Raw genomic sequence first — 16,818 nt, forward strand, 5'->3', positions numbered from 1 at the left:
TTTTAGTTTATAATCTTTCTAAATAAGATTACTCCAATGGGTAATTTTTATTATTTATGGTAACGGATTTCACTTTTTCATTAAACGTTTTAATTTTGTAATGATGATTTCTAACCGATATTAGATAAGGATTAATTACATATTTTTCCACTTTTTTTTGATCTAATTTCTCTGGAACTAAAAAACATATGTCTTTAGCATTTTTAATTGAAATTATTTTTTTATTAAAGTAAAAATGCGTTAAAACTTCATTTTTCCTTGTTTGCTGAAAATTAAAAATCAATCTAAAACCAATAAATATAATGAAAATCAAGCCAAAATTTAAGAGATTTTTCCAGTTTAATTGTTTTAATAGAAATTTCAAAAAATAGAGCGAAATAAAAATTAAAATAACTTCCACAAAATTTAAAGCCACATTTCTATTCATTGCAAATTCTAAAGTTGCAAACCAATGAACCAATTTTAAAAGGTTTAAAATTAAAAAGTCATAAATAGTATTAAACCAAAGAATATTTATTGAAAATCCCAAAATAACACTCAAAAATAGTGAAAATGCGATAAGAATTTCCGCTAAAGGAATAACGATTAAATTGGCTAATATGGAAATAAATGAAAACTGATGAAAATAAAACAAAACCAAGGGAAGAGTCGTTAATTGCGCAGTTAAAGTAATCGCTAAAATTTCAATTATAAAATTGATGGCTTTCAATTTTGAGCGAGGCATGAGATTGAGAATGGGTTCGTATAACCAATAAATCCCAAATACAGCGCAAAAACTCAGTTGAAATCCAACATCAAAAATTTGCTGTGGATTAACGATTAAAATCATCAAGCCAGCAAGTGAAATTGCATGCAAAAGATCGGGCTTTCTGTTTATTAAAATATAAGTAAAATAGACGGAAATCATGATGCAAGCGCGCACTACAGAATTTCCTAAACCAATAAAAAGCGCAAAACTCCAGATAAATATTAAACTTAAAATAATAGCAAAACTGCGAAATTTTATAGGAAAAATTTTTAAACAAAGCAAGTAAATAAGACCGAAAATAATCCCAATATGCGTCCCAGAAATTGCCAAAAGATGAATCAATCCGCTGTTTTGAAAATCTGAAACCGTGTCAGAATCTATGCTGGTGCGGTCGGCGAGAATAATGCCTTTCAAGAATGCGCTGCTTTTTTCATCCAGACTGCTGTTTGAAATTTTATTTAAAAGTTTTAAACGCTCATTTTTTATTTGTTCTAAAATCGTCAGTTTTTTTACACCACTTTCGTAAAGTTTTTGTGGTAAATAAGCCTCAAAAAAAATATTTTTTCGCGCCAAATATTTTTGATAATTAAAAACGAAATCTGCATACGGCTTTTCAGTTTTTTTGATATAAACTTCTGCTTTGTAAAAGTGAGAGAAATCTAATTGTTTATGATTTTTTGGAATGGTAAGAATACTTTTGAAACTGTTTTTATTTTTATAGAAAGTAACTTCATAGCGCCTGTTTTTATCGGAAATATTTAATTTTTTATCCAAACTAAAAACTATATTTTCTTTCTTACTTAAAGCAATGTTTGGTGGTTTTTGCTTCGTAATATTCAATAAAAATACACCTAAAATAAAAACAAAGAAGACACTGAAAAAATCCTTAAATTTTGATGAATAATAATTTTTAAAGAAAACTAAAAATAGAGTAAATAAACTGATTATGAGCAATATATTGATATATTTTGCTTGCAAGATGAAATGGTCTTGAAATAAAATCCCGAGAATTAATGCAACTAAATATATAGAAAATGGTTGCTTTTTCACCATTTATTTTTTTGTAAAATCCACAATAATTTCGGCAGCATGATTACTGGCGCCTTTACCGCCTAATTTGTCGCGAAGAATGGCGAAATTTTCAAGCATTTTTTGGCGCTTTTCGCCTTCTAAAATTTCATTTAAATTATTAACCAAATTTTTTGTATTGAGGTGATTTTGAATTAATTCGGTTACAATTTCTTGATCCATAATTAAATTAACTAAAGAAATATATTTCAAATTTTTCACCACGCGTTTTCCAATTTCATAAGAAATTCGGCTGGTTTTATAGCAAACTATTTCTGGTATATTTAAGAGCGCGGTTTCTAAAGTTGCCGTGCCAGAAGTAACGAGTGCGGCTTTTGAGCAACGCAATAAATCGTAAGTTTTGTTGGATACAAAATGCACATCTTCATCTACAAAATTTTGATAAAATTCTTTGCTCAAACTTGGCGCGCCTGCAATTACAAATTGATAATCTTTAAAATGCGGACGCACAGAAAGCATAATATCTAGCATTTTTTTCACTTCCTGCTCTCGCGAGCCTGGCAAAAGTGCAATTATTTCTTTTTCGTTAAGTTTATTTTTAATTTTAAATTGTTGATGATCAATTGGTTGTAAGTCGGAAATCGCATCTAGCAATGGGTGTCCTACAAAGTGAGTTTTAACGGAATGTTTCTTATAAAAATCTTTTTCAAATGGCAAAATTACGAGCATTTCGTCCACATAATTTTTAATTTTTTCTACGCGTCCTTCTTTCCAAGCCCAAAGCTGCGGCGAAATGTAATAGATGACTTTTATGTGGTTTTTTTTTGCAAATTCAGCAATTCTAAGATTAAAACCGGGATAATCGACTAAAATTAATACGTCGGGTTTATAATCTAAAATATCTTGCTTGCAGAATTTGATGTTTTTTAAAATGGTTGAAATATTTTTTGCGACTTCCAAAAAGCCCATAAATGCTAAATCTTTGTAATGTTTTACTAAAGTTCCGCCGATATTTTGCATCAAATTTCCGCCCCAAAATCTAAATTCTGCGTTGTGATCTTTTTCTTGTAAGGCTTTCATCAGATTGCTGCCGTGCAAATCTCCGGAGGCTTCTCCTGCAATAATGTAGTATTTCAATTTTTTATATTTCTAAATTTTCTGGATTTCGACGTGTACTCTAAATCCCAGGAATTAATATTTTTTTTTTCTAAATCTTTGTCGGAAGCACTTTCTCCTCTTTCATATTTTGCTCTTGCTTCGTTTACTTCGGCAAGTTGTTCTTCATAGAGAATATAAACTTCCTCTTCTACTAAATTTTTTTCAATTTAAAGTTTCCTCACAAGACAAATCAATCTTAAATTTTAATTTTCTTTTTCGCTCTAAAGTTGTCATCATTTTAAATTTAAAAGAGTTATTGCATTTCAAAGTTAAATTAATTAAATTAAATTTGCTAAAAGTATTATTAAGATGTCAGAAGAATTCCAAATTAAAAATAAAATTGCCGAAAGCGGCCTTGTAAATTTTGATATTTCTACGCTGTTACCCAAAGGAAAAAGAATCGGGATAGATTTGAAAGATTTTTTATTTCAAGGATTGGTTTTAAAAGAAAAAGAATTTAGAGCAGACGTGGAAAATTTAGATTTATCTATTTTTAAAGATGCTTATGTTAATATTTTTTGTTCCACAGATGCTATAATTCCTTTGTGGGCTTACTTTTTAATTACAGCAAAAATTACGGCTGTTTCAAAAAAAATAGTGTTCGGAAACCGTGAAGATTTAGAAGTTTTACTGATGCACAATGCCATTCAAACTTATGATTTTTCTAATTTAATTGGCAAAAGGGTTTTAGTAAAAGGCTGCACAGATGAAAAAATCCCTGAAAACGCTTATATAGAACTTGTAGAACAGTTAAAACCTTTGGTGAAATCTTTAATGTTTGGTGAGGCTTGTTCTAATGTTCCGATTTTTAAAAATTAATGTTTGCAATTTCGAACTTCGTCTAAGGTTTAGATAAAAAAAAATCATTAACTTCGTCAAAACTAAATCATAACTAAATCAAAACATTATGGGAAAAGGCGATAAAAAATCTAAACGCGGTAAAATAATAGCGGGAAGTTATGGCAAATCGAGAATGAGAAAATCATCAACTCCGCTCTACGTTTCTTCCGTAGAACTAAAAGAGAAAGTAGAAAAAAAGCCCAAGGAAACTGCAAAAAGTGTAGCCAAGCCAAAAGCCAAAGTTGCTGCTAAAAAGCCAGAAGAAAAAGAAACTAAAACTGCAAAACCGAAAGCAGATAAAGCAAAAAAAACCGAAGAATAATCTTCGGTTTTTTGATATAAAAATTCTATTAATCAATTATTTTCCGCCTAAAAGGCCGCCAAGCAATCCGCCTAAAAGGCCGCCACCGCCAGATTGTTGTTGCTGGCCTCCACCACCAAGAACACTTCCTAAAATATTACTTAAAGGATTTCCTGAATCTGGGCTAGAACTTCCACCGCCAAGAACACTTCCCAAAATATCATTGATTGGGTTTGTAGATTGCCCTTGTGCCTGTTGGGACGCATTTCCTAATATTCCGCCTAGTAAATCGCTTAATCCGCCGCCAGACGTTACGCCGTTGGATTGTTTTTCTTTGCCAAGATAACCCATAATTACGGGTGCCAACATTGCTAAAATCGGCCCAATTTTATCCATAGAAATCCCTGTACTTTGGGATAGTTGATTTTCAACTTGCGATTGGTCGCCGCCAAAAACGTGTCCCAAAATTGAACTTCCTTCCGCTTGTCTGTTCACTGCTTGTGAAGGATCATTTAAGATGCTTCCATCGTGGTCTTTGTCTAATGCAGCATTTAAGTTATCTGCTTCTGCAGGATTTTCTTGCGATTTTTTCTTCAAATAGGAAATTACTAATGGTGCAGCAACTGCAAGAAGTGCAATGACTTGGGATTTACTAATTCCGAACTTATTTCCGGCTTGCTCTGCTACTTGATCACCGGCATTTCCGGTAATGAGATCAATTAAACTCATAATTTGTGTTTTTTATTTAAAAAAGTTAATAATCATTAAAATTAAAAATTTATTTCGTTTCAAAATTCTATATAATCATAATTTTTAGTTAAAATTTCGGTTAATGTTTTAAACAGCACTTTCATATTTTCAAAATTTCTGAAATCACGCTCAAAAGTTTATCTTTGCAGGCAAGTTTCTATTATCAGTTTTAATGGAAAAAGCGGTAGAAAATTAATCTTTATTAAATCAATTTTAAATGTTCAGATCTCATACAAACGGAGAATTATCAAGTAAGCAAATTGGTCAGAAAGTAACACTTTCCGGCTGGGTACAAACCATTAGAGACAAAGGTTTTGTTTTGTGGATCGATCTTCGCGACCGTTATGGAATTACACAGTTGGTTTTCGATGCAGAAAGAACATCTTCAGAATTATTAGACGAGGCTCGGAAATTGGGTCGGGAATTTGTGATTCAAATTGAAGGAAACGTTATCGAAAGAACTTCAAAAAATCCAAATATCGCGACAGGTGAAATTGAAATTTTAGTTGAAAAATTAACGGTTTTAAATGAATCTTTGGTGCCGCCTTTTACCATAGAAGATCAAACCGACGGTGGCGAAGAACTTCGCATGAAATACCGCTATTTGGATATTAGAAGAAATACCGTTCGTGAAAAGTTGATTTTTCGTCACAAAATGGCTCAAAAAGTAAGAAATTATTTATCAGATCAAAATTTTATAGAAGTTGAAACGCCGGTTTTAATTAAATCTACACCAGAAGGCGCGCGAGATTTCGTCGTTCCAAGTAGAATGAATCCAGGACAGTTTTATGCGTTACCACAATCGCCGCAAACTTTCAAACAATTGTTAATGATTGGCGGAATGGACCGTTATTTTCAAATTGTAAAATGTTTCCGTGATGAAGATCTTCGCGCCGACAGACAACCAGAATTCACACAAATAGATTGCGAAATGGCGTTTGTAGAACAAGAAGATGTTCTGGAAATTTTCGAAGGAATGACGCAAACTTTATTAAAAGATATTACCGGAAAAGATTTCGGAAAATTCCCGAGAATGACTTTTGAAGATGCCATGAAAACTTACGGCAACGACAAACCGGACATCAGATTTGATATGAAATTTGTTGAGGTTAATGATTTGGTTAAAGGTAAAGACTTTAAAATATTCGATGATGCAGAATTGGTTGTAGGAATTAATGTAGAAAATTGTGCAGACTACACCAGAAAACAAATTGATGCTTTGGCAGATTGGGTAAAACGCCCGCAAATAGGCGCTTCTGGATTAATTTGGATCAAATTTCAAAATGATGGCGTAATTACTTCTTCCGTAAATAAATTTTTTAATGAAGAAGATTTAAAGAAAATTGTAGAAAAATTCGGCGCAAAACAAGGCGATTTAATTTTGTTAATGTCCGGCGAAACTTTAAAAGTGAGAACCCAACTTTCCGCTTTGAGAATGGAATTGGGGAATCAATTAAATTTGAGAAATCCAAAAGAATTTGCACCACTCTGGGTGGTAGATTTTCCACTTTTGGAATGGGACGAAGAAACCGAAAGATTTCACGCAATGCATCATCCATTCACGGCACCAAAACCGGAAGATGAACATTTATTGGAAACAGATCCAGGAAAAGCCAGAGCAAATGCTTACGATTTGGTTTTAAATGGCAACGAAATCGGTGGCGGATCTGTACGGATTTTCGATAAAGAAATGCAGTCGAGAATGTTTGATTTGTTAGGTTTTACAAAAGAAGATGCGGAAGCGCAATTCGGCTTTTTAATGAACGCCTTTAAATATGGCGCGCCGCCGCACGCAGGTTTGGCCTTTGGTTTTGACAGATTAGTAGCCATTTTAGACGGCAATGAAGTAATTAGAGATTACATTGCTTTTCCAAAAAATAATTCCGGACGCGATGTGATGATTGATGCGCCCTCAAAAATTGCGGATTTGCAGTTGGATGAATTAGAACTTAAATTGAATTTAAAATAGAAAAAAAGAAACGCTCTCAAATAAATGAAAGCGTCGGACAAAAGATGCTATCTTTTGTGATGTTCTTGGTGCAAAGATAAGAAATAGTTTCATATATGAAACTAAATTTAAAAAAAATGAAAAAAGAAAGAGTAATTGTTTACATTGATGGATTTAATCTATATTTTGGATTAATGGAGGCTGGTTTTGATTATTTACGCTGGCTTAATGTAAAATTACTCGCAGAGAATATCATTAATAGTAATCAAATTTTAGAAAAGGTCATTTATTTTACTAGCAGAGTTAATGGAAATCCTGATAAACAAAAAAGGCAATCTACTTATTTAGAAGCATTGGAAGTAAAAAACGTAGATATAATATATGGTCAATATAATTTTAATACTGAGGAATGCAAAAGATGTGGAAATGTTTGGGCAAATCCAAAAGAAAAAATGACTGATGTAAATATAGCAACGCAAATTTTGATTGATGCTTTTAATAACAAATTTGATATGGCTATATTGATTTCAGGTGATAGTGATTTAGTCCCGCCTTTAAAAGTGATTAACTCTCAATTCAAAGACAAAAGAGTATTTGTAGCATTTCCACCAAAAAGAAATAGTGTTGCTTTAAAAAATCAATCAAAAGGATCAATGGTCATTGGTCGAAAAACCTTAAAAGAATCACAGTTAGAAGAAGCAATCAAAAATAAATTTGGTTATATTTTGACAAAACCTAATGAGTGGAGTTGATATTAAAAAAAATTCTTAAAAAATAATTCCGAACGCGATGTGATGATTGATACACCTTCAAAAATTGCGGATTTGCAGTTGGATGAATTGAGTTTGAAAATTAAGGATTAAATTATCAGCGGTTTTTTTGCCCGCTTTTTTTATATATTTAAATTAAATTATTTTAAAAATTAATATGATTGAATTAAAATCAAAAATCGCCCAATTTGAATTTGAAAATCCTCTAATGAACGCTTCTGGCGTTTGGTGTGAAAACGCTGAAAAATTAGATGAAATGAAAAATTCATCATCAGGAAGTTTCGTTACCAAAAGTGCGACGCCGCAATTACGCGAAGGAAATCCGTCGCCAAGATATGTAGAAGTGCCGCTCGGAAGCATCAATTCTATGGGTTTGCCGAATTTGGGTTTTGATTTTTATTTGAATTATTCCTTAAAATTTCAAGAAGAAAATCCGGGAAAAATAAATTTTCTTTCGATTGCAGGAATGTCGATGGAAGATAATTTGGAAATGCTTCACAAACTGAATGACAGTGATTTTAAAGGTTTAACGGAACTCAATTTATCTTGCCCAAATGTGCCCGGAAAACCGCAAATTGGTTATGATTTTGAAGCGACAGAAAAAATTTTAGAAAAGGCTTTTGAGTTTTTTAAAAAACCTCTCGGTGTAAAATTACCGCCTTATTTTGATTTTGCCCATTTTGATGAAATGGCAGAAATTTTAAATCAATTTCCGTTGGCTTATGTAAATTGCATCAATTCTGTGGGAAACGGTTTATACATTGATACTGAAAATGAAAGTGTAGTCATAAAACCAAAAGACGGTTTTGGCGGTATTGGCGGCGCTTATGTGAAACCAACGGCTTTGGCAAATGTTCGCGCGTTTTACACAAGATTAAATAAAAATATTAAAATAATTGGTTGTGGCGGCGTAGAAAGTGGAAAAGACGTTTTTGAACATTTATTGTGCGGCGCAGAAATGGTGCAAATTGGAACGCATTTAGCAAGAAATGGCGTTCAAGTTTTTGACAAAATTTTAACGGAACTTTCAGAAATTATGAATCAAAAAGGATACAATTCTATTGATGAATTTCGCGGTAAACTAAAAAGTCTTTAGATTGATTTTATTTTAAATTATTTTAATGAATGCGGTCCCGGATTTCGCAGATTTTTAATTCATTGATCTGCGCAATCTGTGTAATCTGCGAGATAAAATTTACCGCTTGCGTTCCGGGTTTTGCTTTAAAAAAGCATCCCAACCAGTGTAAGATTTTTCAGCAGAAATATTGCCAGAATTGAAATGGTGACAAACTGCAACCGCCAAACCATCAGAAGCATCCAAAGATTTTAAAGGTAATTCTTTTAAATTAAATAAATTTTTCAGCATTCCCGCGACTTGTTCTTTACTCGCGTTTCCGTTTCCAGTGATGGCCATTTTCACTTTTTTGGGAGAATATTCACAAATCGGGATATTTCGGTGTAAACTCGCCGCCATTGCTACGCCTTGCGCACGTCCCAACTTCAACATAGATTGAACATTTTTCCCGAAAAATGGCGCTTCCAAAGCCACTTCATCCGGATGAAATTCATCAATTAAAGCCAAAGTTCGATCGAAAATTACTTTCAGTTTCGTCTCGTGGTTGGGGTATTTTTTTAAAATCAATTCGTGGATGGAAATTAATTCTAATTTATTTTTTTTAATAGAAATCAAGCCGAAACCCATAATTGAAGTTCCGGGATCAATTCCTAAGATAATTTTTTCGCTTTGCATTAGGGCAAATTTAAAGATTAAGTTTTAAAAAGTTTAAAATATTTTAATACATAAGAAAATTATGCATAACTTTGTAAGGTATTAAAAAATATTATGGCTAAAAAAAATGCATTATATAAAGGAACGCTTCAAAATATTATTTTGAAATTGCTTTCGACGGAAGTGAAAATGTACGGTTATCAACTTATGCAGCGTGCAAAAGAACTCACAAAAGGCGAACTTGAAATGACGGAAGGCGCGCTTTATCCGCTTTTGCATAAATTAGAAAACGAAGGTTTAATCTACGCCGAATTGCAAAATGTAAACGGCCGCGATCGGAAATATTATTTCCTAACCAACAAAGGAAAACGCCAACAAAGCGAGCAGGAAGTAGAAATGAAAAGTTATCTGTTTAATCTAAATAGCATTTTTAACGTATGATTACTTCAGAACAAAGCCGAAAATTTGGCGAATTTTTAAATGGGAAAAATTTGCCTTTAGATTTAAAAGTTGAGATTTTAGATCATATTTCAGAGCAAATGAATTATAAAACAGAAGTTGAAGGAAAAGATTTTGGGATGGCTTTTTCAGAGGTTAAAGAATCTTGGAAAGCGGATTTGGTGATGAAGAAAAGATTTTATTTTTGGCCAAATATTACGAAAATACATCGAGAAACTGCATATATGTCTGACATTGAGATATTTAAAAAAGCGAGTTTAACTTTTGGAATTTACTGTATAATTTCGACTGCACTAATCTTTTATAGTAAAACTGCAGCATCAAATTTTATATTTTCTGTTAATCTCATTATAACAGTTGTTTTTGCCATTTTACTGATTTCCAATTTTAAGATATTAAAATCAACCTTTCCAACTAGAGCAAAAAGGAATATTAGTTTTGTGCAAAATGGAGGAAATAATCTTATTTTATGCACGCTTTGGATTGGAAATTTTGTTTTGTACAATTTTAACGAAAGATTTGAGAAATATTATATCGCTATTCATAAAATAATTTTTGATGGAAGTATCAATTTTGAAGCAATTCAAGCAGTTACAATATTTAACATTTTTGTTTTCGGCTGGATTTACGGTTTTCTCTATTTTTTAGAGTACAAGAAATCTTTAAAAATATTAGAACAGAAAATAAATTTTAAACTTTAACATGGTTGCATTTTTCTTTAAAATAGCAGTTCAAATAGTAAGTTTAATTTTAGATAGAATAATTTGAATTTAAAATCCTTGTCAAGGTTTTAAACCTTGACAAGGTTGAAAAGTATAATGATGATAACCAAAACACAAGAAACCGAAATCTGCGATTATCTCTTATCCAAAAAACTTCCGATTGATATTTTAATCGAAGTACAGGATCATTTTATTTCTGAAATTTATCATTTGGAAAGAGAAAATGATTTGCAATTTCCTGAGGCTTTTAAAGAGGTAAAAGAAAACTGGCGAAAAGATTTGACTTTGTCCTGGAAAGGAGAATTTAGTCTCATTGATTCAACAGATTTTATGCGGAAAATAACCAAGCAAATTGAAAGAGCCAATATTTTGCAATCGCTAAAATTTGTGATTCCTTCTGTTTTTATCATTTTTTTAGTTGCTAATTTCAGCAATGTCAATTTCTTTCAAGCATTCTTTATTACGGCAATTTTTCTTCCACTATTGTATGCATCAATTAATTATATTAGACATTACAAAGAATTCCGTTTGCCTAAAAAATACCACTCACAAATTCTTACTTTACACCAAAACGGCATTTTTATATTTTTTTTAGTCATTTCACCGATGATTAATGTTTTTTCGAAATTTTTTGATGAACCTAAAGAATTTCAAGAAATGCTTTCATTTAATTTTTCAGGAATTACAGATTTGAAGATAGTAATTGTTTTTTTATCTCAACTTTTGGTCTTCGGCGGAATAAGTTATTCTTTAATATCGCAAGAAAAATATTTAAAACAAATAAAAAGCGTAAAACCCTTTTTGAAATATTTAAAACCAAGTTGAAAAATTTTTAAGGCAAGAAGAAATGAAAAAAATGTTTTCAATATTTGCCTTGCGCCTTAAAATAATCCAAATTATATGAAATTGCGTCTTTGCGTTAAAATTAAAAATCTAATCCGTTTTCAACATCGCAATTTCATCCCGCAATCTCGCTGCTTCAATAAAATCTAGATTTTTCGCCGCTTTTTCCATCGCTTTTTTCTTGGCGGCAATCAGAACATCTGTGTTTTCGCCGTAAGACGCTTTTTCTTCAGCTACTTTTTGAAGCAAATCTTTTTGTGTGTATTTCGGATCTGGGAAATCTTTACTTCTTCCCACTAAAGTTTCACTGATTTTTTTGTTTAATGCAGTCGGAACTTTGCCATGTTTGGTGTTATATTCCATTTGTTTTTCTCGTCGATAATTGGTTTCATCAATGGCTTTTTGCATAGAACCTGTGATTTTATCGGCGTAAAGAATGGCTTTTCCATTTATATTTCTCGCTGCACGACCAATGGTTTGAACTAAAGAACGTCTCGAACGCAGCATTCCTTCTTTGTCTGCATCTAAAATCGCCACTAAAGAAACTTCGGGTAAATCGAGACCTTCTCGTAGTAGATTGACACCAACCAAAACATCAAAAACGCCCAAACGTAAATCTTGCATAATTTGGATTCTTTCTAAAGTTTCTACATCTGAGTGAATGTAACGTGTTCTAATGCCGAATTTTGTAAAATATTTCGTTAATTCTTCCGCCATTTTTTTGGTTAAAGTCGTGACCAAAGTTCGCTCATCGATTTCAACTCTTTTTTGGATTTCTTCAATTAAATCATCAATTTGGTTTAAAGAAGGTTTAATTTCAATAACTGGATCTAAAAGCCCTGTTGGACGGATAATTTGTTCAATATAAGTTCCGCCAGATTTTTCTAATTCATAATCTGCCGGCGTCGCAGAAACGTAAATTACCTGATTTTGCATGTCTTCAAATTCCGGAAATTTTAGCGGACGATTGTCCATCGCTGCAGGAAGCCTGAAGCCGTGTTCTACTAAAACTTCTTTCCGACTTCTGTCGCCGCCATACATCGCGTGAACTTGCGGAATCGTAGCGTGACTTTCATCAATGACCATCAAGAAATCTTTTGGAAAATAATCTAACAGACAAAACGGGCGAGAACCAGGCGTTCTTCCATCTAAATAGCGGGAATAATTTTCAATTCCGCTGCAATAGCCGAGTTCTTTTATCATTTCCAGATCGAATTCTGTGCGTTCTTCTAAACGTTTGGCTTCAAAAGGTTTTTCAATTGCTCTAAAAAATTCAACTTGTTTTACCAAATCATCCTGAATCGCCTTTATGGCGCCGATCATCGTTTCTTTTGAAGTTACAAATAAATTGGCTGGATACACTTTTATTTCATCAAAATCAGACATCACATTTCCAGAAACGGGATCAAAACTTTGGATGGTTTCAATTTCATCACCAAAAAATTGAAAACGAATTGCATTATCCGCATAAGCAGGATAAACATCTACAACATCTCCTTTTACACGAAATGTGCCGCGCTGAAACTCATTTAAAGTTCTGGAATACAACGCACTAACTAAAGCGTGAAGTAACTTTGTGCGAGAAATTTTCTCGTTTTTTTTAACTTCAATTAGAGATTTATTAAACTCCGATGGATTTCCGATACCGTAAATACAGGAAACCGACGCCACAATTAACACGTCTCTTCTGCCCGAAAGCAAACTTGCCGAAGCGGAAAGTCTTAATTTTTCTACTTCTTCATTGATGGAAAGATCCTTTTCAATATAAGTGTTGGATGAGGCGATATAGGCTTCAGGTTGGTAATAATCATAATAACTCACAAAATATTCTACGGCATTATTTGGAAAAAATTCTTTAAATTCCATAAACAATTGCGCTGCCAAAGTTTTATTGTGCGCTAAAATCAAAGTGGGTTTCTGCACTTCATTAATCACGTTTGCAATCGTAAAAGTTTTTCCAGAACCAGTTACGCCCAAAAGTGTTTGGTATTTTTCGCCGATATTTAAACCTTTTACTAAACTTTCAATTGCTTGTGGTTGATCGCCGGTTGGTTTATATGCAGATTCTAATTGAAATTTCATATTGATAGAAAAAAGAAAAAGAACAAAATTTATTTTTTGTTCTTTACAAAATTACGAAAAAAAGGAAGAGAAAAGATTTAGATTACATTTTTAGAGTTTTGGAATAAAAGTTAAATCTCCCAAAAATTTGAAATTTCGTTGGAATCTCAACTGTAATTTTCAGGTGATACCATTTTATCTTTGAATTTTCCGAAAAATAAAAATGCTCCGTAGGAGCAATATCTTTGTAGAAAAAACGAACAATATTGAAAAAGAACTCCGTGGGAGTTCAATCTTTTAAAGGAATTTTAATGACAAAATTATAGGAATTCGGTCTTAAAATCCTTGTCAAGGTTTAATCTTCTGATTTCTATCTTTGCGATTTCTATGGATAAAAAAGCCGCATAAAATATTCAATTTTATTAAATAGAAATTCAATAAGTTTAAATTTTAAATAAAAAAAGAGCGAAAAATTTTTTCGCTCTTTTTCAATTTATTTTGATTGTTGAGCAAATTCAAACTTCATCGTTAAAGGTAATTTGTAGACGGACGCGACAGGTTTTCCGTCAAGAATTGCTGGTTTCCAAATTTTTCCATCGTTTACGAATTTTAAATCTCTGATTGCTTCGGCATTAAATATTTCGTTTGTTCCTTCGGCTCTAAAATTAGATGCAACACCTTTTTCATCGATTTTGAAGTAAATTGTAGATTTAATTAAACCTTCATTACCAGACATTTTTGATATATCGAATGTATTGGCAACTTGTGTTCTTAATGCATTTATGCCACCAGGAAATTCTGCGCTTTCATCTATTTTATCTGCAATTGGAGGAAGTGGTGGCGCGACAGGACTTTCTATTTTATCCTTAGTTTTTATTTTAACAGGTGGAACGGGTGGCGCAATTTCAGGTTTTTTTTCTAAAATTTGTTTCATGGGTTTTAACGTGTCCTTTTTTATAGTGTCTTTTTCTCTTTTTAAATAGTGGATTTTAGTTTCATTTATAAAATCAATTTTATTTAAAGAAATTTCTCTTGTAGATTTTATGCTAATTTCTTTCGCTGGGATTTTTTCTGCGAACGTAAAAAAAGCAATCGCTACAAGCGGAATACTCATCCAAGATTTTAGTTTTGCGGTTTTTGATAAGGTTTTTGTCATCATTTTTATTCGGTTTTTGGTGTTAATTAAATTAAAAGAATTGCTAAAAAATATTTTTTCTGAAATTAGTTGGGTTAATAGTAAGTTTTGATATTCTGAAACGTTTCCAGATTTACTTAAAACAAGGTCGTCTGCTAAATATTCGTGATTGGTAAGAATGGCTTTTTTGTATAAATAAAAAGCAGGATTGAACCAAAAGAAAATTAAAAATAACTCTATAAATAATAAATCTAAAGAATGCTTTTGTTCCAAGTGTGCCGTTTCGTGGAGGATAATTTTTTCATTAATATTCCCTTTTTGAAAGTCGTTTTTATTGATAAAAATATATTTCCAGAAACTGTGCGGTGCTGTTTTTTCATTTTTTAAAATCAACCAGAAAGCACCATTTTTCACTTTTTCATTACTGGAAATTTCTCTGTTTATTTGCCATAAATTCAGTAGAAATTTAATTAAAAGAAAGAAAATGATTAAAAAATATAGTGTAAAAATCACATTTTGAAAAGTAAAAATTGAATTTTTTATTGCAATATTTTGAATTGTATTTTCACTTTCCCCAAATTGCAAGCCAGATATTTTTTGAACCTCAACGGATGCAATTTCATAGTGAAGAAAAGGAATCGCAAGCGAAATAAGCAAAGTCGCAATTAGATAAAATCGGTTAAATTTTAATAATTTTTCATTCTTTAAAACCAGATTATAGAATAATATAAATAAACTGGAACACAACACTATTTTAAAAATATAAGTTTCCATAATCAATCTTTTATTTGTTCATCAATCATATCGCGAAGTTCTTTCAGTTCTTTTTGCGACAATTTTGCGTTTGCCGTAAAAAATGAAGCAAATTGCGTTACCGAATTATTAAAAAATTGGTCTATTAAACCTTTCATTTCGCCGGTAAAATATTTTCCTTTTTCTATTTTTGGGAAATATTGACGGGAATTTCCGAAGGTTTTGTAACCAACCAAATTTTTATTCTGCATCCGTTTTAAAAGCGTTGCAACAGTTGTGGGCGCAGGTTTTGGTTCGGGAAAGGCTTCTAATAAATCTTTCATAAAAGCAGTTTCTTTTTCCCAAAGCAGATCCATTAAAATTTTTTCTGTTTCGGTTAATTTCTGATTTTTCATTCTAGTGGTTTTTTGTTTAAAATTAAGGGGAAAATTTTCGCCTTGTGAGCGCTTGTAGAATCTTTTTTTCTATCGAAAAAAATAGGTGATTTTTCTAAAACGTGGATGTATTTGTTTCGAAACGGATAAATATTTTCGCGGTAAATATTTCTTTTGGTGATTTTAGTTTTATAGTAAATATTGAAATTTTCGGTATCTAATTTTTTGTAAGACTTGAATTTGTTGGGATTTCCATTTTCTAAAAAAGCAATAGATTCTCGCCCAGAATTGGAATGGTAAGAAAACAGTAAATGTTTTGGTTTTAAATTAAAATCTGCTAGCAATTGTTTATCCTTTTCACTGATTTTTTCACAATTAAATTCTTGTTTGTCGTAAGCGAATTTGTCAGAAAGTAAGATGAAAAGTTTTTGCGCGTCGTTTCCGTAATAACTTTTCTGATTTTTATCCAAGAAATAATAACCTCCACTTTTATATTTGGCTGCACAACTTGAAAGTAAGAGGCATAAAATGGTAATTGCTAAATATTTTAAAACTTTCATCTCTACAAATAATTAGATTGTTCTACAAATGTAGAATAAAAAAATTAATTATTTGCATTTTTTTATTTTTTTTTAAAACGTATTACTATATTTACGTTTTTAAACTAAAAACCAATGAAAATTTTTTTTGCAGGATTGCTCCTGTTCACGTTAAATATTGCAAATTCTCAAACCACCGCTTACCTAGGTAGAACAGATTTAAAAGCCCAATTGGGTTTCGATTTCCAAAGAAATAACACGATGGGTGCTGTTGCAACGATGGATTATGGCCTAGGGAAAAATATTTCGGTAGGTTTACAAGTAGCCTACCTTTACAATGTAAAAGATATTGATGGTTTAGAACCAGATTTTCAAGACCGTTTTGATGTAAAGGCAAGGGTTAATGCCAGTTTAGGGAAAGTTTTCAGAATGCCAATAAATATGGATTTTTATCCGGGTTTAGACTTTGGATTAAGAAATTTTGGTGGGCATTTAGGGCTTCGCTATTATTTAAATAATGGCATTGGTTTATTCACAGAAGGTCAGTTTGTGATTCAAAAATACACTTCTTCTACTGAAAAATTTAATCCATTAAATAATCAATTTGCGATACTTGCTGGTTTAACCTTCGATTTGCATCACGAACCTAATTGATTTTA

At 31.8% G+C, this 16,818-nt stretch carries 17 protein-coding genes; 9 read left to right on the forward strand and 8 right to left on the reverse strand.

Translation table 11 applies throughout. The annotated features are described in order from the left end of the window. Positions 1-28: 28 nt before the first annotated feature. Both C4S29_RS05980 and lpxB read right to left on the reverse strand, forming a co-directional pair. Positions 29-1,801, reverse strand: a complete 1,773-nt coding sequence (locus tag C4S29_RS05980) for a ComEC/Rec2 family competence protein (RefSeq protein WP_103913233.1) — start codon at positions 1,799-1,801, stop codon at positions 29-31. After that, positions 1,802-2,914, reverse strand: coding sequence for a lipid-A-disaccharide synthase (lpxB, locus tag C4S29_RS05985; protein ID WP_103913234.1), 1,113 nt, complete (start codon positions 2,912-2,914; stop codon positions 1,802-1,804). A gap of 330 nt (positions 2,915-3,244) precedes the next feature. Between lpxB and C4S29_RS05990 the strand changes: the two genes are divergently transcribed. Further along, positions 3,245-3,754: a DUF2480 family protein gene (locus tag C4S29_RS05990; RefSeq protein WP_103913235.1), complete on the forward strand. Its 510-nt coding sequence runs from the start codon at positions 3,245-3,247 to the stop codon at positions 3,752-3,754. A gap of 88 nt (positions 3,755-3,842) precedes the next feature. Next, positions 3,843-4,097 carry a 30S ribosomal protein THX gene (locus C4S29_RS14980; protein ID WP_103913236.1) on the forward strand — a complete coding sequence of 85 codons (255 nt, stop codon included), beginning with the start codon at positions 3,843-3,845 and terminating at the stop codon, positions 4,095-4,097. Positions 4,098-4,133: 36 nt separating this feature from the next. On the opposite strand, the gene C4S29_RS06000 is transcribed toward C4S29_RS14980, so the two are convergent. Beyond that, the gene (locus tag C4S29_RS06000) at positions 4,134-4,805 is read right to left on the reverse strand and encodes a DUF937 domain-containing protein (protein ID WP_103913237.1); all 672 of its coding nucleotides are present in this window, start codon (positions 4,803-4,805) and stop codon (positions 4,134-4,136) included. A gap of 238 nt (positions 4,806-5,043) precedes the next feature. On the opposite strand from C4S29_RS06000, the gene aspS reads away from it, so the two are divergent. From aspS to C4S29_RS06015, 3 genes are all read left to right on the forward strand, one after another. Beyond that, complete coding sequence (gene aspS, locus C4S29_RS06005) at positions 5,044-6,795, forward strand: aspartate--tRNA ligase (protein WP_103913238.1); 1,752 nt, start codon at positions 5,044-5,046, stop codon at positions 6,793-6,795. A gap of 116 nt (positions 6,796-6,911) precedes the next feature. Beyond that, a complete protein-coding gene (locus C4S29_RS06010; protein ID WP_159969829.1) occupies positions 6,912-7,526 on the forward strand; it encodes an NYN domain-containing protein in 615 nt (204 codons plus the stop codon). Between the two features lie 178 nt (positions 7,527-7,704). Continuing rightward, positions 7,705-8,640 carry a dihydroorotate oxidase gene (locus C4S29_RS06015; protein WP_103913438.1) on the forward strand — a complete coding sequence of 312 codons (936 nt, stop codon included), beginning with the start codon at positions 7,705-7,707 and terminating at the stop codon, positions 8,638-8,640. 99 nt (positions 8,641-8,739) lie between these two features. On the opposite strand, the gene ruvC is transcribed toward C4S29_RS06015, so the two are convergent. Continuing rightward, positions 8,740-9,294 carry a crossover junction endodeoxyribonuclease RuvC gene (gene ruvC / locus C4S29_RS06020; RefSeq protein ID WP_103913240.1) on the reverse strand — a complete coding sequence of 185 codons (555 nt, stop codon included), beginning with the start codon at positions 9,292-9,294 and terminating at the stop codon, positions 8,740-8,742. A gap of 93 nt (positions 9,295-9,387) precedes the next feature. Between ruvC and C4S29_RS06025 the strand changes: the two genes are divergently transcribed. The 3 genes from C4S29_RS06025 to C4S29_RS06035 all read left to right on the forward strand — a co-directional run bounded on the left by C4S29_RS06025 (position 9,388) and on the right by C4S29_RS06035 (position 11,279). Then, complete coding sequence (locus C4S29_RS06025) at positions 9,388-9,714, forward strand: PadR family transcriptional regulator (protein ID WP_103913241.1); 327 nt, start codon at positions 9,388-9,390, stop codon at positions 9,712-9,714. Further along, entirely contained in the window at positions 9,711-10,433 is a 723-nt protein-coding gene (locus tag C4S29_RS06030) for a hypothetical protein (protein WP_103913242.1), read from the forward strand. Before C4S29_RS06025 ends, C4S29_RS06030 begins: the two co-directional genes overlap by 4 nt. A gap of 117 nt (positions 10,434-10,550) precedes the next feature. After that, a complete protein-coding gene (locus tag C4S29_RS06035; RefSeq protein WP_103913243.1) occupies positions 10,551-11,279 on the forward strand; it encodes a hypothetical protein in 729 nt (242 codons plus the stop codon). Positions 11,280-11,387: 108 nt separating this feature from the next. Here C4S29_RS06035 and uvrB read toward each other — a convergent pair whose 3' ends face one another. From uvrB to C4S29_RS06055, 4 genes are all read right to left on the reverse strand, one after another. Next, a complete protein-coding gene (gene uvrB / locus C4S29_RS06040; RefSeq protein ID WP_103913244.1) occupies positions 11,388-13,379 on the reverse strand; it encodes an excinuclease ABC subunit UvrB in 1,992 nt (663 codons plus the stop codon). A 472-nt stretch (positions 13,380-13,851) separates the two neighbouring features. Next, the gene (locus C4S29_RS06045; protein WP_103913245.1) at positions 13,852-15,267 is read right to left on the reverse strand and encodes a M56 family metallopeptidase; all 1,416 of its coding nucleotides are present in this window, start codon (positions 15,265-15,267) and stop codon (positions 13,852-13,854) included. A 2-nt stretch (positions 15,268-15,269) separates the two neighbouring features. Continuing rightward, positions 15,270-15,641 carry a BlaI/MecI/CopY family transcriptional regulator gene (locus C4S29_RS06050; RefSeq protein ID WP_103913246.1) on the reverse strand — a complete coding sequence of 124 codons (372 nt, stop codon included), beginning with the start codon at positions 15,639-15,641 and terminating at the stop codon, positions 15,270-15,272. Further along, positions 15,638-16,180: a hypothetical protein gene (locus C4S29_RS06055; RefSeq protein WP_103913247.1), complete on the reverse strand. Its 543-nt coding sequence runs from the start codon at positions 16,178-16,180 to the stop codon at positions 15,638-15,640. Before C4S29_RS06055 ends, C4S29_RS06050 begins: the two co-directional genes overlap by 4 nt. 114 nt (positions 16,181-16,294) lie before the next feature. On the opposite strand from C4S29_RS06055, the gene C4S29_RS06060 reads away from it, so the two are divergent. Next, positions 16,295-16,813, forward strand: coding sequence for a DUF6646 family protein (locus C4S29_RS06060; protein WP_103913248.1), 519 nt, complete (start codon positions 16,295-16,297; stop codon positions 16,811-16,813). The last annotated feature ends 5 nt before the right edge of the window (positions 16,814-16,818 follow it).

The organism is Halpernia humi (genome assembly GCF_900108025.1).
GTDB classification, from domain to species: Bacteria; Bacteroidota; Bacteroidia; order Flavobacteriales; family Weeksellaceae; genus Halpernia; species Halpernia humi.

What these genes read in the sequence shown, in the direction of transcription:
- C4S29_RS05980 (WP_103913233.1), bottom strand. Translation starts at nt 1,801, where the DNA reads ATGGTGAAAAAGCAACCATTTTCTATATATTTAGTTGCATTAATTCTC.
- C4S29_RS05990 (WP_103913235.1), top strand. Translation starts at nt 3,245, where the DNA reads ATGTCAGAAGAATTCCAAATTAAAAATAAAATTGCCGAAAGCGGCCTT.
- C4S29_RS14980 (WP_103913236.1), top strand. Translation starts at nt 3,843, where the DNA reads ATGGGAAAAGGCGATAAAAAATCTAAACGCGGTAAAATAATAGCGGGA.
- C4S29_RS06000 (WP_103913237.1), bottom strand. Translation starts at nt 4,805, where the DNA reads ATGAGTTTAATTGATCTCATTACCGGAAATGCCGGTGATCAAGTAGCA.
- aspS (WP_103913238.1), top strand. Translation starts at nt 5,044, where the DNA reads ATGTTCAGATCTCATACAAACGGAGAATTATCAAGTAAGCAAATTGGT.
- C4S29_RS06010 (WP_159969829.1), top strand. Translation starts at nt 6,912, where the DNA reads ATGAAAAAAGAAAGAGTAATTGTTTACATTGATGGATTTAATCTATAT.
- ruvC (WP_103913240.1), bottom strand. Translation starts at nt 9,294, where the DNA reads ATGCAAAGCGAAAAAATTATCTTAGGAATTGATCCCGGAACTTCAATT.
- C4S29_RS06025 (WP_103913241.1), top strand. Translation starts at nt 9,388, where the DNA reads ATGGCTAAAAAAAATGCATTATATAAAGGAACGCTTCAAAATATTATT.
- C4S29_RS06030 (WP_103913242.1), top strand. Translation starts at nt 9,711, where the DNA reads ATGATTACTTCAGAACAAAGCCGAAAATTTGGCGAATTTTTAAATGGG.
- C4S29_RS06035 (WP_103913243.1), top strand. Translation starts at nt 10,551, where the DNA reads ATGATGATAACCAAAACACAAGAAACCGAAATCTGCGATTATCTCTTA.
- uvrB (WP_103913244.1), bottom strand. Translation starts at nt 13,379, where the DNA reads ATGAAATTTCAATTAGAATCTGCATATAAACCAACCGGCGATCAACCA.
- C4S29_RS06045 (WP_103913245.1), bottom strand. Translation starts at nt 15,267, where the DNA reads ATGGAAACTTATATTTTTAAAATAGTGTTGTGTTCCAGTTTATTTATA.
- C4S29_RS06050 (WP_103913246.1), bottom strand. Translation starts at nt 15,641, where the DNA reads ATGAAAAATCAGAAATTAACCGAAACAGAAAAAATTTTAATGGATCTG.
- C4S29_RS06055 (WP_103913247.1), bottom strand. Translation starts at nt 16,180, where the DNA reads ATGAAAGTTTTAAAATATTTAGCAATTACCATTTTATGCCTCTTACTT.
- C4S29_RS06060 (WP_103913248.1), top strand. Translation starts at nt 16,295, where the DNA reads ATGAAAATTTTTTTTGCAGGATTGCTCCTGTTCACGTTAAATATTGCA.